Annotated in this window: 20 protein-coding genes and 2 pseudogenes; 16 read left to right on the top strand and 6 right to left on the bottom strand. The window is 61.3% G+C overall.

All coding sequences use genetic code 11. The annotated features are described in order from the left end of the window. Nucleotides 1–184: 184 nt before the first annotated feature. The 5 genes and pseudogenes from J2Y83_RS08950 to J2Y83_RS08930 form a co-directional block, all read left to right on the top strand. Nucleotides 185–1,387: a PepSY-associated TM helix domain-containing protein gene (locus tag J2Y83_RS08950; RefSeq protein ID WP_253394564.1), complete on the top strand. Its 1,203-nt coding sequence runs from the start codon at nt 185–187 to the stop codon at nt 1,385–1,387. Further along, nucleotides 1,384–1,920, top strand: a complete 537-nt coding sequence (locus tag J2Y83_RS08945; protein WP_253394562.1) for a thiamine pyrophosphate-binding protein — start codon at nt 1,384–1,386, stop codon at nt 1,918–1,920. Before J2Y83_RS08950 ends, J2Y83_RS08945 begins: the two co-directional genes overlap by 4 nt. Beyond that, complete coding sequence (locus J2Y83_RS08940) at nt 1,917–2,246, top strand: hypothetical protein (protein ID WP_253394560.1); 330 nt, start codon at nt 1,917–1,919, stop codon at nt 2,244–2,246. The genes J2Y83_RS08945 and J2Y83_RS08940 overlap by 4 nt, the downstream gene beginning before the upstream one ends. Further along, nucleotides 2,243–2,523: pseudogene (locus tag J2Y83_RS08935) on the top strand (DUF6162 family protein); the annotation flags it as partial. The gene J2Y83_RS08940 and the pseudogene J2Y83_RS08935, both read left to right, overlap by 4 nt. Then, nucleotides 2,501–2,638, top strand: a pseudogene (locus tag J2Y83_RS08930) (metal ABC transporter substrate-binding protein); the annotation flags it as partial. The pseudogenes J2Y83_RS08935 and J2Y83_RS08930, both read left to right, overlap by 23 nt. On the opposite strand, the gene J2Y83_RS08925 reads toward J2Y83_RS08930, so the two are convergent. Then, nucleotides 2,619–3,344, bottom strand: coding sequence for a UTRA domain-containing protein (locus tag J2Y83_RS08925; protein WP_253394558.1), 726 nt, complete (start codon nt 3,342–3,344; stop codon nt 2,619–2,621). The pseudogene J2Y83_RS08930 and the gene J2Y83_RS08925 sit on opposite strands and share 20 nt — an antisense overlap. A gap of 351 nt (nt 3,345–3,695) precedes the next feature. Between J2Y83_RS08925 and J2Y83_RS08920 the strand changes: the two genes are divergently transcribed. From J2Y83_RS08920 to J2Y83_RS08895, 6 genes are all read left to right on the top strand, one after another. Next, nucleotides 3,696–4,763, top strand: a complete 1,068-nt coding sequence (locus tag J2Y83_RS08920) for an ABC transporter substrate-binding protein (protein WP_253394556.1) — start codon at nt 3,696–3,698, stop codon at nt 4,761–4,763. Between the two features lie 113 nt (nt 4,764–4,876). After that, nucleotides 4,877–5,683: an alkaline phosphatase family protein gene (locus J2Y83_RS08915; RefSeq protein WP_253394554.1), complete on the top strand. Its 807-nt coding sequence runs from the start codon at nt 4,877–4,879 to the stop codon at nt 5,681–5,683. A 5-nt stretch (nt 5,684–5,688) separates the two neighbouring features. Then, a complete protein-coding gene (locus tag J2Y83_RS08910) occupies nt 5,689–6,525 on the top strand; it encodes an ABC transporter permease (protein WP_247405200.1) in 837 nt (278 codons plus the stop codon). Beyond that, a complete protein-coding gene (locus J2Y83_RS08905) occupies nt 6,512–7,312 on the top strand; it encodes an ABC transporter permease (protein WP_253394553.1) in 801 nt (266 codons plus the stop codon). The genes J2Y83_RS08910 and J2Y83_RS08905 overlap by 14 nt, the downstream gene beginning before the upstream one ends. Next, complete coding sequence (locus J2Y83_RS08900) at nt 7,309–8,298, top strand: ABC transporter ATP-binding protein (protein ID WP_253394552.1); 990 nt, start codon at nt 7,309–7,311, stop codon at nt 8,296–8,298. Before J2Y83_RS08905 ends, J2Y83_RS08900 begins: the two co-directional genes overlap by 4 nt. 31 nt (nt 8,299–8,329) lie before the next feature. Then, complete coding sequence (locus tag J2Y83_RS08895; RefSeq protein WP_253394551.1) at nt 8,330–8,983, top strand: HAD family hydrolase; 654 nt, start codon at nt 8,330–8,332, stop codon at nt 8,981–8,983. 143 nt (nt 8,984–9,126) lie between these two features. Here J2Y83_RS08895 and J2Y83_RS08890 read toward each other — a convergent pair whose 3' ends face one another. Beyond that, on the bottom strand, nt 9,127–10,089 hold the full coding sequence (locus tag J2Y83_RS08890; protein ID WP_253394550.1) for a zinc-binding dehydrogenase: 963 nt from the start codon (nt 10,087–10,089) through the stop codon (nt 9,127–9,129). A gap of 138 nt (nt 10,090–10,227) precedes the next feature. Between J2Y83_RS08890 and J2Y83_RS08885 the strand changes: the two genes are divergently transcribed. Further along, nucleotides 10,228–12,309 carry a carboxy terminal-processing peptidase gene (locus J2Y83_RS08885; protein WP_253394549.1) on the top strand — a complete coding sequence of 694 codons (2,082 nt, stop codon included), beginning with the start codon at nt 10,228–10,230 and terminating at the stop codon, nt 12,307–12,309. Nucleotides 12,310–12,433: 124 nt separating this feature from the next. After that, a complete protein-coding gene (locus J2Y83_RS08880; protein WP_253394548.1) occupies nt 12,434–14,203 on the top strand; it encodes a bifunctional diguanylate cyclase/phosphodiesterase in 1,770 nt (589 codons plus the stop codon). Here the strand turns inward: J2Y83_RS08880 and J2Y83_RS08875 are convergent. From J2Y83_RS08875 to J2Y83_RS08860, 4 genes are all read right to left on the bottom strand, one after another. Beyond that, nucleotides 14,200–14,571: a hypothetical protein gene (locus tag J2Y83_RS08875; protein WP_247404699.1), complete on the bottom strand. Its 372-nt coding sequence runs from the start codon at nt 14,569–14,571 to the stop codon at nt 14,200–14,202. The genes J2Y83_RS08880 and J2Y83_RS08875 overlap by 4 nt on opposite strands. Further along, on the bottom strand, nt 14,568–14,906 hold the full coding sequence (locus J2Y83_RS08870; protein WP_253394546.1) for a helix-turn-helix domain-containing protein: 339 nt from the start codon (nt 14,904–14,906) through the stop codon (nt 14,568–14,570). The genes J2Y83_RS08875 and J2Y83_RS08870 overlap by 4 nt, the downstream gene beginning before the upstream one ends. Before the next feature lie 92 nt (nt 14,907–14,998). Continuing rightward, a complete protein-coding gene (locus tag J2Y83_RS08865) occupies nt 14,999–15,457 on the bottom strand; it encodes a YkvA family protein (protein ID WP_253394545.1) in 459 nt (152 codons plus the stop codon). 315 nt (nt 15,458–15,772) lie between these two features. Continuing rightward, a complete protein-coding gene (locus tag J2Y83_RS08860) occupies nt 15,773–16,504 on the bottom strand; it encodes an FKBP-type peptidyl-prolyl cis-trans isomerase (RefSeq protein WP_247404708.1) in 732 nt (243 codons plus the stop codon). A 247-nt stretch (nt 16,505–16,751) separates the two neighbouring features. Here J2Y83_RS08860 and J2Y83_RS08855 point away from each other — a divergent pair, with 247 nt between their 5' ends. The 3 genes from J2Y83_RS08855 to kdpF all read left to right on the top strand — a co-directional run bounded on the left by J2Y83_RS08855 (nt 16,752) and on the right by kdpF (nt 20,409). After that, nucleotides 16,752–18,563, top strand: coding sequence for a di-heme-cytochrome C peroxidase (locus J2Y83_RS08855; RefSeq protein WP_253394543.1), 1,812 nt, complete (start codon nt 16,752–16,754; stop codon nt 18,561–18,563). Nucleotides 18,564–18,592: 29 nt separating this feature from the next. Continuing rightward, nucleotides 18,593–19,723, top strand: a complete 1,131-nt coding sequence (locus tag J2Y83_RS08850) for a catalase family protein (RefSeq protein ID WP_373423732.1) — start codon at nt 18,593–18,595, stop codon at nt 19,721–19,723. A gap of 587 nt (nt 19,724–20,310) precedes the next feature. Continuing rightward, nucleotides 20,311–20,409, top strand: coding sequence for a K(+)-transporting ATPase subunit F (kdpF, locus tag J2Y83_RS08845; protein WP_074851717.1), 99 nt, complete (start codon nt 20,311–20,313; stop codon nt 20,407–20,409). Nucleotides 20,410–20,440 lie beyond the last annotated feature (31 nt).

The raw sequence follows: 20,440 nt of genomic DNA, 5'->3' as shown, positions 1-20,440 counted from the left end.
GATCGAGGGTCGGCGTTACCTTAAGCGCCCTAAATGTGAACCTGAAACATTTGCTTTCATATCTCGGTTAGGGATTTCTCATTCTCATCCGTCTTAACTTAGATACAGCCCGTCGCGTCAGCAAAAGCTACGACCGGCCTTTTTCGGGCGCTCATTGCCCCCTCCGATCAAGACCCCCATTCACATGTCGAAGAAGTCGCGCTCAAAACTCTGGTTCCTCGTACACAGTTGGCTGGCCTTACCCATCTGGTTCTTTGTACTGATCGTCTGCGTCACCGGCACCCTGGCGGTGGTCAGCCAGGAAATCGTCTGGCTGGCCAACCCGGAAATTCGCGCAAGCCAGCCGTCAGATGATGCCGAGCCGCTGAGCTATGACCAGGTGATCAGCGCCATCAAACGCGCCGAGCCCCAGGTGATCGTGCAATCCATCGTCCGCCCGGACGAGTCGCACTTCGCCCTGAGTGTCGACCTCAGCTACCCCGACGGGCGCTCGGTGGAGGTCTACGTTAACCCGTACACCGGGGCGATCCAGGGCATCAGCCCGGCGTTCGACTTCAAACAATTCACCCGCGCCCTGCATGGTTGGTGGCTGGTGCCGTTCAGCAATGGGTTCAGTTGGGGCTGGTACCTGGTCTCCGCGCTCGGCCTGCCGTTACTGGCGTCGTTGATCACCGGGCTGGTGGTGTACAAACGCTTCTGGAAGGGCTTTTTGCGCCCGACCCTGCGCATCCGCCAGGGCGCGCGAATCTTCTGGGGCGACTTCCACCGCCTGAGCGGTATCTGGTCGATCTGGTTTATCGCGGTCATTTCCATCACCGGCACCTGGTTCCTGATTCAAGCGATCCTGGGGGATAATCAGATTTCCATCTCCAGCGAACCCGTCGTGCCGGTGATTGCCCGGGAGAACGTGCCAACGTCCGCCCCCGGCGTGCCGGCGCCGATGATTGCCCTGGACGACGCGATCGAAATCGCCAGCCAACGGATTCCGGGGCTGGAGACCAGTTTTGTGTTCCTGCCACTCAATGCCTACAGCCATCTGCAGATCGGCGGGCGGGGCTGGTACCCGTTGATGTTCCAGACCGCGCAGATCAACCCCTACACCGGCGAAGTGGCGGTTTCGCACCTGCTGTCCAACCGCTCGGCGCTGGAGTTCGTCACCGAGTCCATGCGCCCGCTGCACACCGGCGACTTTGGCGGGCTGTGGATCAAGCTGATCTGGGCATTCTTCGGCCTGGTGCTGAGCATGATGGTATTGAGCGGCCTGCTGATCTGGACCAAACGCACAGCCCTGGCCACCCTCCACGCCTTCAAGCGCAGCCATAAGGCGCCACGCCAAGCGGCATCCATCCCGGCCATGCGGGCTGAAACTTCGGAGGGCAACCGATGAGCAAGCTCGCTGCTGCAACGCCTTCGCCGCTGCGGGCCGTTTGGCTGAAATGGCGCTTCCACATCAACGTCCTGCTGTTGTTGGTGCCCCTGTGCTTCATGCCCAAGTACTTTGCCGACGCCGCACTGTTTCGCGGTGACAGCGGCATCGGCGAGCGGGTGGCCGGCGAGGTGCAGGTAGGCCCCTGGAGCCTGACCCTCGCCGAGTTTCGCAACGAAGGCCCGCGCCCGGACCCGGCCGGCCCGATGAAATTCTTCAACGCCGCCCTGTGCGCCGCCTGTGCCGACCAGGTCAAGGCAACCTACCTGCGCATCGGCAAACCCCGCAGCCTGCGCGCCGCCGGGGTGATCTTCTTCGGCACGCCATACCGCATGGGCGCGCTGCTGCCGGTGCCCGAGCGCACGCCGGCCGACGCCGAACTGTGGGTCACCATGGAAGGCTGGGACGGCACGATGCACCAGGGTTCCATTGCGCTGAGCCAGGCCTCGCCTGCCACCATTGCCTGGCTGAACCAGCAAGGAGTCAAACCATGACGTTGATACGCCTGAGCCGCGCCTGCGCCGCGCTGTTGCTGTGCGCCGGTTTCTGTCCCACAGCCGTGGCCCACAACCCGATGTGCGAATGCAAGGAAATCCCCGGCGAACAGATCGAATGCAGCGGCGGTTTTTCCGACGGCAGCGGCGCCCCCGGCGTGACCCTGGATGTGATCGGCTACGACGAAACCATCCTGGTGCCCGGCAAGCTCGGCGCGGATTCGACGCTGACTTTCAAGAAGCCGTCCGCTGAGTTCTATGTGCTGTTCGACGCAGGCCCCGGTCACGTGGTTGAAATCGACCAAGCGGATATCCAGCCTCAATGAGCACGACACAGGTTGTACGCCCCGCCGGTGCCGGCCACGAAACCTCTATGTGCTGCTGCTGTGCCTGATCATCCTGGCGGTGGCCGGTACGGTGATGGCCCTGCACGGTGAAACCCAGACCGTGGTCGCCGTGCCCAGCCACCAGTTGGACGCCCGCCGCGACCTCAGCGCCGCCGAGCAAGGCATCTACGCCGACCTGCGCGTGAGCCTGGATGAGATCCACTGGCTGCAGCAGGAACAAAACGCCCTGCCGACGCCCGCCCAGCGCGGCGGTGAAAACCGCAGTGACGGCCGGCGGCGCGCAACTGCTGGTATTGAACGTCGACGGCGCCGACCCGGTGACGGCGCTGGAAAGCAATGTGGATCAACTGATCAAGACGCTGAGCCCATGACATCCACGCCCACATGGATGGCATCATGCCGCCAGAACTCCAGGTCGCAGTCGATCAAGCGCTGATGCTGGTCATAGTTGACCCGCGCGATGCGCAAACCCGGGCTGCCCACCGACACGCGCAACGCGGCGGCGGCTTCCACCGGCAGTGAGGTCGGCACAATCTCGAAACGTACCCGCCCGTAGTGCAAGTCGTACTTGCGGGCGTACAGCTCGGTCATCGACTGGTTCAGGTCGCACGCCAGAATCCCCGGAAAATACTGCGGGTTCAGGTAGTGCTCCACATACAGCACCAGGCGCCCGTCGATCCTGCGCCGGCGGCAAATCTGGATCACGCTGGACAGCGCCGGCAATTGCAGCCACGCGCACACCGCTGCCGACGCCGGTTGCAGCCGTGCGCTGATCACCTCGGTCGACGCCACGCGCCCCTGGTCGCTGACCATTGCGTGAAAGTGGCTGCGCTGCATCAGGTTGTAGGCCAGGCGCGGCGGCGAGACAAACCAGCCACGGCGCTCCTCGCGATAGATTTGCCCTTGGGCCTCCAGTTGTAACAAGGCTTCCCGCACCGTAATCCGGGTGGTACCAAACAACTCGCTGAGCTTGCGCTCGGCGGGCAGCTTGCTGGCTGGCGGCAACAGGCCGTGGTCGATCTGCTCTTGCAGCGCCAGGCCGATGGATGTCACCGCCTTGATTGCCTCATCACGCATCAACGTTACCTACCTGGACTAGACCAGCACCGTTCAGGTGCATAAATCGCTCGATATTTGGGCTTGTGCTTCTGCGTGCCAGCCTAGGCATTGCAGATGACCGACAGATGACAGCCCCTGTCGAGCCTTGCGACGAACCCTGCAATCCATCGGCCAAGTCCAAGGCCTGCGGGCGCTTTGGCATGGTCTACGCTAAACCTGCGCTGAGCGACATCGGCGCGCTAAAAACGACATCGACACGAAACTGTCATCCATCCCGCCTAGATTGGCTCAGGTATTGCTGACCTAGACCAACACCACCGCTAACGTTCATATAAAACGCCGCGTTGAAAACGCCCAAAGGAGCTTCGGATGAAACAGCTTTTCCTGGCATCACTGTTAGGCTCGACCATTGCCATGTGCACCGCCGCCATGGCCGCTGATACCGATCTAAAAACGCTCGAAGCCGCCGCGAAAGCGGAAGGCGCAGTCAACAGCGTCGGCATGCCCGATGACTGGGCCAACTGGAAAGGCACCTGGGATGACCTGGCCAAGACCTACGGCCTCAAGCACATCGATACCGACATGAGCTCGGCCCAGGAAATCGCCAAGTTCGCCGCCGAGAAAGACAACGCCAGTGCCGATATCGGCGACGTCGGCGCCGCCTTCGGCCCGATCGCGGTGAAACAGGGCGTGGTTCAGCCGTACAAGCCAAGCACCTGGGCCCAGGTCCCGGATTGGGCGAAAGATAAAGACGGCAACTGGGCCCTGGCCTACACCGGCACCATCGCCTTTATCGTCAACAAAAAACTGCTGCACGGCTCGGACGTGCCAACCAGTTGGGCTGACTTGAAGGGCGGTAAATACAAAGTCTCCATCGGTGACGTGAGCACCGCCGCCCAAGCCGCCAACGGTGTCTTGGCCGCCGCCATCGCCAACAAGGGCGACGAGAAAAACCTGCAACCCGCCCTGCTGATGTTCGCCGACATCGCCAAGCAAGGTCGCCTGTCCCTCGCCAACCCGACCATCGCCACCATGGAAAAAGGCGAAGTGGAAGTCGGCGTGGTCTGGGATTTCAACGGTTTGAGCTACAGAGCCAAGATGGCCAACCCGGATGACTACGTGGTGCTGATCCCATCGGACGGTTCGGTGATTTCCGGCTACACCACCATCATCAATAAATACGCCAAGCACCCGAACGCCGCCAAACTGGCCCGCGAATACATCTTCAGCGACGCCGGCCAGATCAACCTGGCCAAGGGCAATGCGCGGCCGATTCGCGCCGAACACCTGACGTTGCCGAAGGAAGTACAGGACAAGCTGCTGCCGAACGAGCAATACAAGCACGTCACCCCGATCAAGGATGCCGACGCCTGGGAGAAGAGCTCCAAGGCACTGCCGCAGAAGTGGCAGGAAGAAGTCATCATCAATATGCAGTAATGCCTGAACTGTAGATGCGGTCAGTGTGGGAGCAGGCTTGCCTGCTCCCACATTTGTTCCGGTTCCAACCGCAAACCCGATCCAACCCCATCTGTTGCGGAGCGTCTCCCCCTATGAAGCACAACGTCATCCTTGTGGTGCTCGACGGCCTGAACTTCGAGGTTGCCCGTCATGCCATGGGGCATCTGCAAGCCTACGTCGGCGCAGGACGCGCAGCACTGTACAAACTCGAATGCGAACTGCCGTCCCTTTCCCGGCCGCTCTACGAATGCATCTTCACCGGCGTGCCGCCGATCGACAGCGGCATCGTCCACAACCATGTCTCGCGCTTGTCCAACCAGCGCAGCCTGTTCCATTACGCCCGCGACGCCGGTCTCACCACTGCGGCGGCGGCCTATCACTGGGTCAGCGAGCTGTATAACCGCACGCCCTTTATCGCCGCCCGTGACCGGCATACCGACGACAAAACCCTGGCGATCCAGCACGGGCACTTCTACTGGCAGGACCACTACCCGGATTCGCACCTGTTCGCCGACGCCGAAAGCCTGCGCTGCAGACACGCGCCGAACCTGCTGGTGGTCCACCCGATGAACATCGACGATGCCGGTCACAAGCACGGCCTCGACAGCGCGCAATACCGCAACAGCGCACGCTCGGCCGACATCCTCCTCGCCGATTACCTGCAAGGCTGGCTCGACGCCGGCTATCAGGTGCTGGTGACTGCCGACCACGGCATGAACAACGACCGCTCCCACAACGGCCTGCTGCCGGAAGAACGCGAGGTGCCGCTGTTCGTGCTCGGCTCGGCCTTCACGTTCGATCCCGACGCCACGCCCAGGCAAACCGAGCTGTGCGGCACCGTCTGCGCGTTGCTCGGCGTGCCCCACGACAAACCTGTCTGCCGGGAGCTGTTGAAGTGAGTGCCATGACCCGCAGTAAATGGCTGGCAATCCTCTGCCTGGTGCCCTTCGCACTGTTCTTCATCGTGTTTGAAATCGCCCCGCTGGCGTGGGTGATGATCAACAGCCTGCAATCGGAAGAGTTCGGCTGGGGCCTGGCCAACTTCAGCAAAATCTTCAGTTCGAAGTTCTACCTGCAGGCGATCCAGTACAGCCTGGAGATCAGCTTCTACTCCAGCGTGTTCGGCATCATCATTTCGGTGCTCGGCAGCTACTCGTTGCGCCGCGTGGACTCGCCGCTGCGCAACTTCGTCACCGCCTTCGCCAACATGACCAGCAACTTCGCCGGCGTGCCCCTGGCCTTTGCCTTCATCATCCTGCTCGGTTTCAACGGCAGTATCACCCTCATGCTCAAGCAAGCCGGGATCATTCAGGACTTCAACCTGTACTCCAAGACCGGCCTGATCATTCTCTACACCTACTTCCAGATCCCGCTGGGCGTGCTGCTGCTCTACCCGGCCTTCGATGCGTTGCGCGAAGACTGGCGCGAGTCCGCCGCCCTGCTGGGCGCCAACGGCTGGCAGTTCTGGCGCCACATCGGCCTGCCGGTGCTGACCCCGGCGCTGCTCGGCACCTTCGTGATCCTGCTGGCCAACGCCCTCGGCGCCTACGCCACGGTCTACGCGCTGACCACCGGCAACTTCAACGTATTGCCGATCCGGATCGCGGCGATGGTCTCCGGCGACATCTCCCTGGACCCGAACATGGCCAGCGCGCTGGCCGTTGTGCTGGTGGCGCTGATGACCGTGGTCACCGTGGTCCATCAACTGCTGCTCAAGAGGAGCTACCATGTCTCGCGCTGAAGCCGGCCCAGCCACCCTCTACCACCGGGTGGTGGTGTACCTGTTGTTCGCGATCCTGGTGCTGCCGCTGATCGGCACCTTTGTCTACTCCATTGCCAGCAGTTGGTCGGCGACGATCTTGCCGGCCGGTTTTACCGTGAAGTGGTACGTGCAGCTATGGAGTGACCCGCGCTTTCTGATGGCTTTCGGCCAGTCCCTGCTGGTCTGCGTGGGCGCGTTGATTTTATCGGTGGTGCTGATCCTGCCGCTGCTGTTCGTGGTGCATTACCACTTCCCCAGGCTCGACGCGCTGATGAACATCCTGATCCTGCTGCCCTTCGCGGTGCCGCCGGTGGTGTCGTCGGTGGGCCTGCTGCAACTCTATGGTTCCGGGCCGCTGGCGATGGTGGGCACGCCGTGGATTCTGATCGGCTGCTACTTCACCGTGGCGCTGCCGTTCATGTACCGCGCGATCACCAACAACCTGCAAGCCATCAACCTGCGCGACCTGATGGACGCCGCGCAACTGCTCGGCGCCAGCACCTGGCAGGCGGCGATCCTGGTGGTGCTGCCGAACCTGCGCAAGGGCCTGATGGTGGCGTTGCTGCTGTCGTTTTCGTTCCTGTTCGGTGAGTTCGTGTTCGCCAATATCCTCGTCGGCACGCGCTACGAAACCCTGCAGGTGTACCTGAACAACATGCGCAACAGCAGCGGCCATTTCACCAGTGCCGTGGTCATTTCCTATTTCTTCTTTGTGCTGGTGCTGACCTGGGCCGCCAACATCTTGAACAAGGACAAAAGCCAATGAGCTTCGTCAGCGTCCAACACCTGCAAAAAGGCTACGCCGGCACCCCGGTGTTCAGTGACATCAATTGCGAGATCGCCAAGGGCGAATTCGTCACCCTGCTCGGCCCGTCCGGCTGTGGCAAGTCCACCTTGCTGCGCTGCATCGCCGGCCTGACGTCGGTGGACAGTGGCCAGATCCTCCTCGACGGCCACGACATCGTGCCCCTGAGCCCGCAGAAACGGCAGATCGGCATGGTGTTCCAGAGCTATGCGCTGTTCCCCAACATGACCGTGGAACAAAACGTCGCCTTCGGCCTGCGCATGCAAAAGGTCAACGCCGACGACAGCCACACACGCGTGCAGGACGTGTTGCAACTGGTGGAACTCAAGGACCTGGCCGGGCGCTATCCGCACCAGATGTCCGGCGGCCAGTGCCAGCGCGTGGCCCTCGCCCGCTCCCTGGTCACCCGCCCGCGCCTGTTGCTGCTGGATGAACCGCTGTCGGCGCTGGATGCGCGCATTCGCAAGCACCTGCGCGAGCAGATCCGCCAGATCCAGCGCGAACTGGGGCTGACCACGATCTTCGTGACCCATGACCAGGAAGAAGCGCTGACCATGTCCGACCGGATCTTCCTGATGAACCAGGGCAAGATCGTCCAAAGCGGCGATGCCGAAACCCTCTACACCGCGCCGGTGGATGCGTTTGCCGCCGGGTTCATCGGCAACTACAACCTGCTCGACGCGGACAAGGCCAGCCAACTGCTGCAACGGCCGATCAGCGGGCGCATCGCGATTCGCCCGGAAGCCATCGAACTGAGCCGCAGCGGCGAACTCGACGCCCTGGTGCGCAGCCACAGCCTGCTGGGCAACGTGATTCGCTACCGCATCGAAGCGCGCGGCGTGGAATTGGTGGTGGACGTGCTCAACCGCTCGGCGGACGATCTGCACCCTGACGGCCAGCGCCTGGCACTTTCCATCGACCCAAGCGCACTGTGTGAAGTAGCCTGAGCGGCATTGCATTAATGAGAGAGCGTAACGGATGGCATTGGTAATTTTTGATTTGGACGACACCCTGATCCACGGCGACTGCGCCACCCTGTGGAGCGAGCAGATGGGCCGCCTGGCCTGGGTCGACCCCGAGTCGTTCATGCGCAAGAACAACGAACTGATGGACGCCTACAGCCAGGGCAAGCTGGCCATGGAAACGTTCATGGACTTCAGCCTGGAGCCGATGATCGGCCGCACACCGGAGGAGATCGAGCATCTGGTGGAGCCATGGGTCGAGGACGTGATCGAACCGCTGATCTACAGCGACGCCACCCGCACCATCGCCCGCCACCGCGCGAACGGCGACCGGGTCCTGGTGATTTCCGCGTCGGGCACCCACCTGGTCACGCCGATTGCGGCGCGTATCGGTATCGATGAAGTATTGGGGATTGAACTGGATGTCAGCCACGGCGTGTACAGCGGCCGTACCGTCGGCGTCCTGACCTACCGCGAAGGCAAGATCACGCGCTTGCTCGAATGGCTGGAACAGCAAGGTGAAACCCTGGAAGGCGCGTACTTCTATTCGGATTCGCGCAATGATTTGCCGTTACTGCTGAAAGTGGATCATCCGCAGGTGGTGAATCCCGACCCGGTATTGCGCGAGCACGCCGAAAAAGCCGGCTGGCCAATCCACCACTGGGCCTGACGCCGAGCCTCTCAACTTGAAATCCAATCAAATGTGGGAGGGGGCTTGCCCCCGATGGCGGTGTGTCAGTGAAGAATATTTCATCTGATCCACCGCCATCGGGGGCAAGCCCCCTCCCACATTGACCACATTCCAATTCGAGGTCAGATCAGGCTGTCGTCGATCACCAACACCAATTTCCCGGAAATCTGGTTGGTCGCAAGCTCGGCAAACGCCGCCTCGGCATCCTTGATCGGGAAGGTCTTGGCCAGTTGCGGGCTCAAGCGGCCTTCGGCAAACAACGGCCAGACATGCTGGCTTAGATCACTGAACAGGTCGGCCTTGAACTGATCGTCGCGGCTGCGCAGGGTCGAGCCCAGCAGTTGCACTCGCTTGCCCAGCACCTGCGCCAGGTCCAACTGCGCCTCGCGCCCGCCCATCAGGCCGATCAACACCCAACGACCGTCCAGGGCAAGCAGCTTGAGGTCCAGCGCCGCGTAGCTGGCGCCAACCGGGTCGAGGATGACATCGAACGGCCCGAAATCCCGCAGCCCTTCAATACCGTCCGTGCGCACCACACCGCCCTGGGCGCCGAGCGCTTCGCAGTAGGCCAGCCGATCCGCCGAGCCGACACTGACCCAGCACGGGCTGCCAAACGCCTTGCACAGCTGGATCGCCGCCGAGCCCACGCCACTGGCGCCGGCATGCAGCAACACCTTTTCACCGGGCCTGAGGCCCGCCAGTTGGAACAGATTCAACCACGCGGTGCTATATACCTCGGGCAAGGCCGCCGCTTCGGTCAACGACAGGCCTTCCGGCACCGGCAGCACATGGCGGGCGTCCACCACCACTTCCTCGGCCATGCCGCCCCCGGCCAGCAGCGCACAGACGCGGTCGCCGACCTGCCAGGACGAGCCCGCGCCGACCTCGCTGATCACCCCGGAACACTCCAGGCCCAACACCGTGCTGACGCCCGGCGGTGGCGGATAAAGCCCCGCTCGCTGCAATAAATCGGCGCGATTGAGTCCCGCAGCCGCCACCCGAATGCGAACCTGACCTACATCGCATGTAGGACTTGGCTCTTCCAACCACTCCACATGACCTTCAACGCCTTGCAATGCTTTCACAGTGCCTCCATAGTGAGTCTGGACTGAGCCCGTAGCTGTATCGCCGGGCTTTTTGCATTATGCGACCGGCCCATATGGAACCGGCGACTTCAAAGACGGCCTAATATGCGTTATCAATTGCCCCCGCGTCGAATCAGCATGAAGCATTTGTTCCCAAGCACCGCCCTAGCTCTTTTCATTGGTCTCGGCCTGTCGTCGATGTCGACCAATACGTTCGCAGCCAACAGCTGGGACAACCTTCAGCCTGATCGCGACGAGGTGATTGCGAGCCTTAACGTCGTCGAGTTGCTCAAGCGCCATCACTACAGCAAGCCGCCGCTGGACGACGCTCGCTCGGTGATCATCTATGACAGCTACCTCAAGCTGCTGGATCCGTCGCGCAGCTACTTCCTGGCCAGCGATATCGCTGAGTTCAACAAGTGGAAGACCCAGTTCGACGACTTCCTCAAAAGCGGCGACCTGCAGCCCGGCTTCACCATCTACAAGCGCTACCTGGACCGTGTCAAAGCGCGTCTGGACTTCGCCCTCGGTGAGCTGAACAAAGGCGTCGACAAGCTCGACTTCGCCGAGAAGGAAAGCCTTCTGGTGGATCGCAAGGACGCCCCTTGGCTGACCAGCACCGCCGCCCTGGATGACCTGTGGCGCAAACGCGTCAAGGACGAAGTGCTGCGCCTGAAGATCGCCGGCAAAGAGCCGAAGGCCATTCAAGAGCTGTTGACCAAGCGCTACAAGAATCAGTTGGCACGTCTGGACCAGACCCGTGCCGAAGATATCTTCCAGGCCTACATCAACACCTTCGCGATGTCCTACGATCCGCACACCAATTATCTGTCGCCGGATAACGCGGAAAATTTCGATATCAATATGAGTCTGTCGCTGGAAGGCATCGGTGCCGTCCTGCAAAGCGACAATGACCAAGTGAAGATCGTGCGTCTGGTTCCGGCAGGTCCGGCGGACAAGACCAAGCAGGTTGCACCTGCCGACAAGATCATCGGCGTGGCCCAGGCCGACAAAGAGATGGTAGATGTGGTCGGCTGGCGCCTGGACGAAGTGGTCAAGCTGATCCGTGGGCCGAAAGGCAGCGTGGTGCGCCTGGAAGTGATTCCGCACACCAATGCACCGAACGACCAGACCAGCAAAATCGTGTCCATCACCCGTGAAGCGGTGAAGCTCGAAGACCAGGCCGTGCAGAAGAAAGTCCTCAGCCTCAAGCAGGATGGCAAGGACTATAAGTTGGGCGTGATTGAAATCCCGGCTTTCTACCTGGACTTCAAGGCCTTCCGTGCCGGCGATCCGGACTACAAGAGCACCACGCGCGACGTTAAGAAAATCCTGACCGAGCTGCAGAAAGAAAAAGTCGACGGCGTGGTCATCGATCTGCGCAACAACGGCGGCGGCTCCCTGCAGGAAGCCACCGAGCTGACCAGTCTGTTTATCGACAAGGGTCCGACCGTGTTGGTACGCAACGCTGACGGCCGCGTCGACGTGCTCGAAGACGAGAACCCGGGTGCCTTCTACAAAGGCCCGATGGCATTGCTGGTCAACCGCTTGTCGGCCTCGGCTTCGGAGATTTTCGCCGGTGCCATGCAGGACTATCACCGCGCCTTGATCATCGGCGGCCAGACCTTCGGCAAAGGCACCGTGCAGACCATCCAGCCGCTGAACCATGGCGAGCTGAAGCTGACCCTGGCCAAGTTCTACCGGGTTTCCGGGCAGAGCACCCAGCATCAGGGCGTACTGCCGGACATCGACTTCCCGTCGATCATCGACACCAAGGAAATCGGCGAGAGCGCCCTGCCCGAAGCCATGCCGTGGGACACCATCCGTCCTGCGATCAAGCCGGCGTCGGACCCGTTCAAACCGTTCCTGGCGCAGTTGAAGGCTGACCACGACACCCGCTCCGCCAAGGATGCCGAGTTCGTGTTTATCCGCGACAAGCTGGCCCTGGGGAAGAAGTTGATGGAAGAAAAAACCGTCAGCCTCAACGAAATCGATCGCCGCAAGCAGCACACCGACATCGAGAATCAGCAACTGGTGCTGGAGAACGTCCGCCGCAAGGCCAAGGGCGAAGACCCACTCAAGGAACTGAAGAAAGAAGATGAAGACGCGCTGCCGACCGAGGCGGACAAAACCAAGCCGGAAGACGACGCCTACCTGGCCGAGACAGGCCGGATTCTGCTGGACTACCTGAAAGTGACCAAACAGGTGGCCAAGCAGTAGATGATGGCGATTTAATGTGATCGCTCTGCGGAGTGTCATCATATAGACATCATTCTGTCGTGAAATATAGGACCGCTGGCTCACCGCCTGCGGTCCTTTTTTTTCGATCGAGATCGAGATCGCCATGACCATGACCGAACAGCTGAATGCATTGGGCTCTATCCTGGCTCAAGGCAGTTTGCACAGCCTGTTCCAACCGATCATCTGCCTGTCCGAACGGCGCATCCTCGGCTACGAGGCCCTGAGCCGTGGCCCGTCCAACAGCCCGTTGCACTCCCCCGTCGCCCTGTTTGCCGTGGCCAGGCATGCCGGGCGCCTCAGCGAACTGGAAATAGCCTGTCGCGAAAGCGCGTGTCGGCGGTTCAGCGCGCAGAAGTTGCCGGGCAAGCTGTTTCTCAACATCTCGCCGGAATCCCTGATGGAAACCGCGCACCAACCCGGCCGCACCCTGCAACTGTTGCGGGACTTCGGCATCCCACCCAGCCAGGTGGTGATCGAACTCACCGAGCAGACGCCCACCGACGATTTCGACCTGCTGCAAACCGCCCTGCATCACTACCGCGACATGGGTTTCGCCATCGCGCTCGACGACTTGGGCGCGGGGTATTCCAGCCTGCGCTTGTGGTCGGAACTGCGTCCGGACTACGTGAAGATCGATCGGCACTTTATCGACGGCATCCACCAGGACGCGCTCAAGCGCGAATTTGTCGGCTCCATCCTGCAGATCGCCCGGGCGTCGCGCGCCCAGGTGATTGCCGAAGGCATCGAGCTACCGGAAGAGTTGGCGGTGTTGACCGAGATGGGCGTCGATCTGGTCCAGGGTTACTTGCTCTGTCGTCCCCAAGAACACCCGCCGCAGGAAGCGCGCCTAATGCTACCCAAACCCGACAACGCCAACATTGCCCTCAGCGAAGAAGGCAGTGACCTCAGTGCCCTGCTCAACGAGCAGCCGGCAGTGGATCAGGACACCGCCACCGCCCTGGTGCTGGAGTCCTTCCGCCGCCAGGCCAACCTCAACTCCCTGGCAGTGCTGGATGGATGCGGCCGGCCGGTCGGGATTGTGCATCGCCACTCGTTGTCCGACGCCCTGCTCAAGCCGTTCGCCACCGACCTGTTTGCGCGCAAGCCGATCAGCCGCTTGATGAGCGATGATTTTCTCGCGGTGGAGTTGAGCCAGTCCCTGCAACAGGTCAGCCGGCTGCTGACCAGCCGCGCCCGGCAACGCATCGAGGAAGACTTCATCATCACGCTGAACGGCGACTACCTCGGCCTGGGTCGGGTGATCGATGTGCTCAAACTGATCACCGAGCTGAAAATCCAGCAGGCACGCTACGCCAACCCGCTGACCCTGCTACCCGGCAACGTGCCGATCCAGCAATGCCTGACGCGGCTGTTGCAACAACAACGCGAGTCGGTGATTTGCTACGTGGATATCGACAGTTTCAAGCCGTTCAATGACATCTATGGCTACGGGCGTGGCGACGAAGTGTTGCTGTGCCTGGCGCAATGCCTGAACGACCGGGTCGACCCCAGCCGCGACTTTGTCGGGCATATCGGCGGCGATGATTTTTTGCTGGTGCTCGGGCCGCAGGATTGGCGCAAACGGCTCAATCAACTGCTGGATGATTTCCACACCCAATGCCGGCGCTTTTATCGCGTAGAACACCTGGACGCCGGCTGTTTTGTGGCCTCGAACCGCCAGGGTGTGCGCCAGGAATACGCACTGCTGTCGCTGTCCATCGGCGTGGTGCATTTGTATCCACAGGCCTGTGGACAACTCGATGCCAGCCAATTGGCGGAGCTGGCATCCCAGGCCAAGCATCATGCCAAGGATGTGCCCGGTTACAGCATCCATGTGATCGACAGCCTGGACATGCTGCCCCTGCCGATTTAAGCCTCGGCAGATTCCGGGTACTCGTACTCGAACACGCGCACCACTTCCGAAGCGTGCCAGGACGCAGCGGCCACGCCATCGGAAGGCCCGCAAAAGCGTCCCAGGCGCTCCACGCATTCAAAGAAACCGGTACGCGGCAGGCGGCTGGCGCCTTGGCTGATCACCAGGGAACTGCGCAATGGCTGCTCGGCTTTGGCGTCCAGCGCCGCCAGGTGTTCCAGGGCCGCGGTGAGTGTCTGCATCGCCGGCGTGGGAAATTGCAGGCGCTCCAGCAGCGCACGGTAGGTCAGCAAGTGGCGCTGGCGGCGCGCCTGGTCCAGTTCGTTGAGTAACCCATCCCAGTGTTGACGGCTGATACGTAGGCTCAAGATTCATCCCTCCAACCTGCCACGCCCAATTCCCAGGCCAGGCTGCGGCGGATCGCGGCATCCGGCTGGCGTTCACCACTTTCGATCAATCCGAGGTACGAGGGGCTGATCCCCACGGTGCGGGCCAGGGTTTCGATGGCCAGCCCCTTGGCTTCGCGCAAGCCGCGCAGGTCTGCAAGCGGGTGCAGGTCCTGAGGAGGCGCGACTTGGGCAGTAGAAGAAGGTGTTGGCGCAGGTTGCTGCTGACCGGCGGCTTTTAGCAGCGCCTGGTACTGATCCCATGGCAACACCGCATACTCGGGCTCGCCATTCCGTGAAATTATCTGAATATCCATGACAGCCCCGTAGGATAACAACACTTACTAAGTAAGCACTTTCTTAGGAGTGTAATCCTAACAGCCACAAAGGTCGCAGGGGGATATCCGTGTCATGGGGCTTTTTGCGGGTTTTCCTGGGCCAGCAGCGCGGGCGTCGCCGGCAGGCGCTCAACCACGGCGAGCTTTTCCGGACGCTGCGCCTCACGCCAGGCGCGAAAGGCGCTCAGTTCGGCGCTCAGGCTCTTCATGACCCAGGCCAGCACGGCGATGTCGTCGAGCATGCCGAACATGGGGATAAAGTCCGGTATCGCGTCGATCGGGCTGAGGAAATACATCAGTCCTGCCACGACCGACACCAGCGCCTTCGGGCTGATCGCCCGGTACTCGCCCCGCCAGTAGGCCAGGCATAGGGCCTGGAGCAACTTGAGGTCATCCTTGAGCTTACCGAGGCGGTTGCCCTGGCTTGCGCCCTTGGCCGCCACGGCGAACAACAACGTCGGCAAGCGCCCACGCCCCAGCAGGCGCGCGGCCATGGGCAGGAAACGGGCGAAATTGAAGGGTGGTTTCATTCGGCACTCCAGTTCCATGGGTCAGAGAAGGTTATCCACACAAATTGTGGATAACCTTGTGAACAGAGCCCATTTTCATGGCTGAAAGCCACGGTTTACAAGGCTCTTAGTCAGATCGGGCGTTTTTTGCGCACATCAAAAAAACCCAAGAATTCATTGACTTGGCGCTTGCGTCCGGCTACCCGCACTCGAGTCTTTTATCAGACTGTTGCAAGTGACGGTTGTTCGTTTGGATTTGCACAGGCTGAGTGTGAAAGCACCCTGCACAAACAACAACGCCCCGTCGAGACGGGGCGTTGGGTGTTCAGGCGCCGATTACTTCTTGGCGGCTGGTGCGTCAGGGGCTTCAGCCTTGGCTGGGTCCTTGATGGCCAGCAGTTCCAGGTCGAATACCAGCACGGAGTTGGCCGGGATCGCCGGGCTCGGGCTCTGGGCACCGTAGGCCAGGTCGGATGGGATGTACAACTCGACCTTTTCGCCGACGTGCATCAGTTGCAGGCCTTCGACCCAACCCGGAATCACGCCGCTGACCGGCAGGTCAATCGGGCTGCCGCGATCCACGGAGCTGTCAAAGGTAGTGCCGTTGGTGAGCTTGCCGGTGTAGTGCACAGTGACCACGTCGGTCGGCTTAGGCTGGGCGCCGTCGGCTTTCTTGGTGATCTTGTACTGCAGGCCGGAAGCCGTGGTGACTACGCCGTCTTTCTTGGCGTTGTCTTCGAGGAATTTCTTGCCGGCGGCTGCCGACTCTTCGCTCATTTTGGTCATGCGTTCTTCAGCACGCTTCTGCAGTGCGGCAAACGCTTCAACCAGTTCGTCGTCTTTCAGCTTCTGCTCTTTCTTACCGACGGCATCTTCAATGCCCTGGGCTACCGCTTTGGAGTCCAGATCGTCCATGCCTTCTTGGGCAAGGCTTTTGCCCATGTTCAGGCCGATACCGTAGGAAGCTTTCTGCGCCGGGGTTTTCAGCTCTACGCTGGTCTGCGAATCACAACCCGCAAGTACCAGGCTAACCAGGGCCACCGCCGCCGCCAACCGATGCTGTTTCATGCTATTTCCTTGTTCATGCGCCAAAAGGGCAATCGAATAAAGTCGCGAGCTTATCAGGCGGCCACGACCAATGGCTACCGGCATCTGAGCAGGAAACTTCTGATAAGTTCACGTGTTTAAAAGCATTTTCATTCATGATGGACGCCCGCGACGGATCGCGGGACCGCCAGCCACCAAGATCATGGCCACTTGCCGCACCTGTGGCGTAGTGGCATAACAACGCAATCACTCGACAAGGATAGTTATCTTGCGCATTTTTTCCCGTGTTTCACTGCTGATCCTCGCCCTGCTGGGCCTGATCCTGGCAGTGGTGCTCTATTACACCGCCAACCCCAGGCTGCCGGACTACGTCCCCGTGGAACAGGTGCATTACCAGGATCAATGGAGTGCCGCCGACCGCCAGACCTACTACTTCACGCCCCAGGGCACCCAGGTAAAAGGCCTGCATTACGACTGGTTCACCGCCCTGGAACTGCCGTTTTCCGAACAGCGCTTCGCCACGCCGGAGTACCTGGCACGCTTCGGTTTCCTGGTCGACCCCAGGCAAGTGCCCAGCCCACAAAACCCCGGCAACCTGCCGGTCGGCTTCGCCCGGCACAAGAACGCCGGCAGCAACACCGAATACCTGGACATCACCTGCGCCGCCTGCCACACCGGCGAACTGCATTTCAACGGCCAGGCCCTGCGCATCGACGGCGGTTCGGCCCAGCACGTGCTGCCCTCCAGCGTGCCGACCTTGCGCGGCGGCAGTTTCGGCCAGGCCCTGGTGGCCAGCCTCGCCGCGACGTATTACAACCCGTGGAAATTCGAACGCTTCGCCCGCCAGGTGCTCGGCCACGATTACGATGACCACAATGAAGACCTGCTGCGCCAAGACTTCAAACAGTCGCTGAACCAGTTCATCAAAGTCGCCTGGAACGATACCCACCGTGGCCTCTACCCCACCGAGGAAGGCCCGGGGCGCACCGATGCCTTCGGCCGCATCGCCAACGCCAGCTTCGGCGACGCGATCTCGCCGGACAATTACCGCGTTGCCAACGCGCCCGTGGACTACCCGCAGCTGTGGGATATCTGGACGTTCGACTGGGTGCAATGGAACGGTTCGGCGCAACAACCGATGGCCCGCAATATCGGCGAAGCCCTCGGCGTGGGGGCGACCCTGGGCTTCTTCGACAGCGCCGGCCAACCGCTTCAGGGCGACGCACGCTACCCGTCGAGCGTGCGGGTGCGCGACCTGAACCTGATCGAAGAAACCCTGCAGCGTCTCAAGCCGCCGACCTGGCCGGAAGACCTGTTCGGTGCCATCGACAAGCCCCTCGCCGCCCAGGGCCGCACGCTGTTCGCCGAAAACTGCGCCGGCTGCCATGTGCCGGCCGTCACCCAGCAAAATGGCCGCCCGGTGCAGCAACTGAAAATGCTCCCGGTGGACTACATCGGCACCGACCCCAGCACCGCCAGCAATATCGCCGACCAGCGCTATGACCTCAGCGCCTTGAAGTGGGACCCGGCAGAATTGGCCCAGTTGAACGTCGAGTTGCACCCCACGCCCACCGAACCGCTGGACCTGAAAAAAATCTCCGTGGCCAAGGGGCTGGCCTACGTCACCGCGTTCGTTGAGGACCACGCCTACCGCGCCGCCGGCGTCACCCCGGCCGAGCGCCCGCGCCTGGACGGTTACGGCCTGCCCATCGGCGTGCGCGAGTTGCGCGCCTACAAAGCGCGGCCGCTGGCCGGCGTGTGGGCCACCCCGCCGTTTTTGCACAACGGCTCGGTACCGACGATTTACCAGTTGCTCTCGCCCCAGGACGAGCGCAACACCACCTTCTATAAAGGCACCTTCAACTACGACCCGCGCCACCTGGGCTTTGAGACCGGTGCGTTCAACAATGCCTTCCTGTTCGATACGCGCATCACCGGCAACCACAACAGCGGCCATGAATTCCGCGCTGGCCAACGTGGCAACGGCGTCATCGGCCGCGGCTTGTTGCCGCAGGAACGCTGGGCACTGCTGGAATACCTCAAAGTCCTCGGCGGCCCGCTGGAGCAACAACTGCCATGATTATCCACTCGCATAACCCGCAACCGTCCATGCTTGCTCGCCTGTGGCTGCGCCTCGGCGCCGTGCTCGGCAAAACCCTGTTATGGCTGGCGGCCCTTGGCCTGCTCGGCTGGCTGGCGGCCACTGCTTGGTACGCCTGGCAGCACAGCGGCCCGGTGTCGCCGGACGAGCAGATTCCGTCCGGTGAAGCCGCAATGACCCAAGGCATTATCCAGACGGCAGTGCGTATCGTTGACCAACACCGCGAAGGCACACGTTACCTACGCGATGCCCATGCCAAGGCCCACGGTTGCGTGAAGGCCGAAGTCAGTGTGCTGGCCGACCTCGACCCGGCGTTGCGCCAAGGCGTATTCGCCGAACCGGGCAAGACCTGGCACGCGATGATGCGGCTGTCCAACGGCAACGCCTACCCGCAATTCGACAGCATCCGCGATGCGCGCGGCATGGCCATCAAGCTGCTCGACGTGCCGGGCACACAGTTGCTCGCCGACCAGCAAGCGCGGGCCGAGCAGGACTTTGTGATGTTCAGCCACCCGAACTTCTTTGTCAGCGACGTGGCCGAGTACGCGCAGAACATCGGCGCCCAGGCGGACGGCAAGAAAGTCCTGGCGTTTTTCCCCAAGCTCGACCCCCGCAGTTGGCAGGTGCGCCACCTGTTCATCGCCCTGGCGACCCTGGCCCCCGCACCGGCCAGCCCGACCCAGACCACATACTTTTCCGTCTCGCCCTACAAGTTCGGCGCGGCCAACGCCAAGTTCCGCGTCGCGCCCGACCCGCAAAGCTGCCCGGACTATGTGCCGCCCAAACAGAACCAGGACCTGCCGAACTTCCTGCGCAGCGCCCTGAACCAGCAACTGTCCACCGACCGCGTGCCAGCGTGTTTCGTGCTGCAGATCCAGCGACAGAACCCGCAGAAGTTCATGCCGATCGAAGACACCAGCATCGAATGGAAAGAAAGCGATGCGCCCTATGAAACTGTGGCCAAGGTGACGATTCCCGCTCAGGATTTCGATACGCCGGCGTTGAACCTGGCATGCGACAACCAGTCCTTCAACCCGTGGTTCGGGCTGGAAGCGCACCGTCCCATCGGCGGGATCAACCGGTTGCGTAAAGCGGTGTATGAGGCAGTCAGCGATTACCGGCACAGCCGAAATTTGTAAGGCCGGCGGTCATCAGCGCCCAGGCCTCCACAGGACCTGTGGCGAGGGGGCTTGCTCCCGCGGCGGCCTGAAGATTGATGGACATCTAGCTGATGTCCCACATGGACCGAGCCAATACAGCAGCAAAGTTGTGTACTTACCCACTCCCCCGTAAAGAGTTCGTATAGTTTTCCGATTCGACATAACGATTACGTCGACTCTATTGAGTCACTAAGCCCGAACACTTTACCGTCACTTCCTACCCCCAAACAGCCGTAGGAAGTCATCGTGGAAAGTTCAACTTTAGGCATGATCGTCCTGTCAATGATTGCGCTCTTCGGCACCGCCGCGTTTTGCTTCGAACACCTCGCTACCCGCAGCGAGAAGAAAAAGAAAGCCAAATAAGCGGCGCGTCAACATCAGCAGAACCCCAGTTTTTCAAGGGATACCCGGGCGGCGGGCTATCCCTTTTTTTCGTTCGCCCCGTATAAATCCACCTATATACCGTCTTAATACCGCCGCCTGTAATCAGTGCCTGGGCTTGATACCCCAGCGATTAACCTCCCCGCGTCCGCCATTGCGGCTTATTCATTCAGGGGAGTTACACCGTGCTCACACTCACGTTCATTTATATCGCCAGCGGCCTCTGCGCCGTGGGGCTGTTCGCTTACTTGGGCTACGCCCTTATTCGCGCAGAAAAATTCTAGGGAGTTCGCCATGTACGACCTGATGTTTATT

The sequence above is a fragment of the Pseudomonas marginalis genome (assembly GCF_024169655.1).
GTDB lineage: Bacteria > Pseudomonadota > Gammaproteobacteria > Pseudomonadales > Pseudomonadaceae > Aquipseudomonas > Aquipseudomonas paraveronii.
The sequence above is the reverse complement of the archived record's forward strand: the minus strand, read 5'-3'. Positions and strand labels throughout refer to the sequence as shown.

Bases quoted from the DNA above. Each gene is read 5' to 3' on its own strand.
- J2Y83_RS08885 (WP_253394549.1), top strand. From the start codon at position 10,228: ATGAAGCATTTGTTCCCAAGCACCGCCCTAGCTCTTTTCATTGGTCTC.
- J2Y83_RS08950 (WP_253394564.1), top strand. From the start codon at position 185: ATGTCGAAGAAGTCGCGCTCAAAACTCTGGTTCCTCGTACACAGTTGG.
- J2Y83_RS08915 (WP_253394554.1), top strand. From the start codon at position 4,877: ATGAAGCACAACGTCATCCTTGTGGTGCTCGACGGCCTGAACTTCGAG.
- J2Y83_RS08850 (WP_373423732.1), top strand. From the start codon at position 18,593: ATGCTTGCTCGCCTGTGGCTGCGCCTCGGCGCCGTGCTCGGCAAAACC.
- J2Y83_RS08945 (WP_253394562.1), top strand. From the start codon at position 1,384: ATGAGCAAGCTCGCTGCTGCAACGCCTTCGCCGCTGCGGGCCGTTTGG.
- J2Y83_RS08900 (WP_253394552.1), top strand. From the start codon at position 7,309: ATGAGCTTCGTCAGCGTCCAACACCTGCAAAAAGGCTACGCCGGCACC.
- J2Y83_RS08880 (WP_253394548.1), top strand. From the start codon at position 12,434: ATGACCATGACCGAACAGCTGAATGCATTGGGCTCTATCCTGGCTCAA.
- J2Y83_RS08905 (WP_253394553.1), top strand. From the start codon at position 6,512: ATGTCTCGCGCTGAAGCCGGCCCAGCCACCCTCTACCACCGGGTGGTG.
- J2Y83_RS08940 (WP_253394560.1), top strand. From the start codon at position 1,917: ATGACGTTGATACGCCTGAGCCGCGCCTGCGCCGCGCTGTTGCTGTGC.
- J2Y83_RS08895 (WP_253394551.1), top strand. From the start codon at position 8,330: ATGGCATTGGTAATTTTTGATTTGGACGACACCCTGATCCACGGCGAC.
- J2Y83_RS08870 (WP_253394546.1), bottom strand. From the start codon at position 14,906: ATGGATATTCAGATAATTTCACGGAATGGCGAGCCCGAGTATGCGGTG.
- J2Y83_RS08865 (WP_253394545.1), bottom strand. From the start codon at position 15,457: ATGAAACCACCCTTCAATTTCGCCCGTTTCCTGCCCATGGCCGCGCGC.
- J2Y83_RS08860 (WP_247404708.1), bottom strand. From the start codon at position 16,504: ATGAAACAGCATCGGTTGGCGGCGGCGGTGGCCCTGGTTAGCCTGGTA.
- J2Y83_RS08910 (WP_247405200.1), top strand. From the start codon at position 5,689: ATGACCCGCAGTAAATGGCTGGCAATCCTCTGCCTGGTGCCCTTCGCA.
- J2Y83_RS08925 (WP_253394558.1), bottom strand. From the start codon at position 3,344: ATGCGTGATGAGGCAATCAAGGCGGTGACATCCATCGGCCTGGCGCTG.
- J2Y83_RS08920 (WP_253394556.1), top strand. From the start codon at position 3,696: ATGAAACAGCTTTTCCTGGCATCACTGTTAGGCTCGACCATTGCCATG.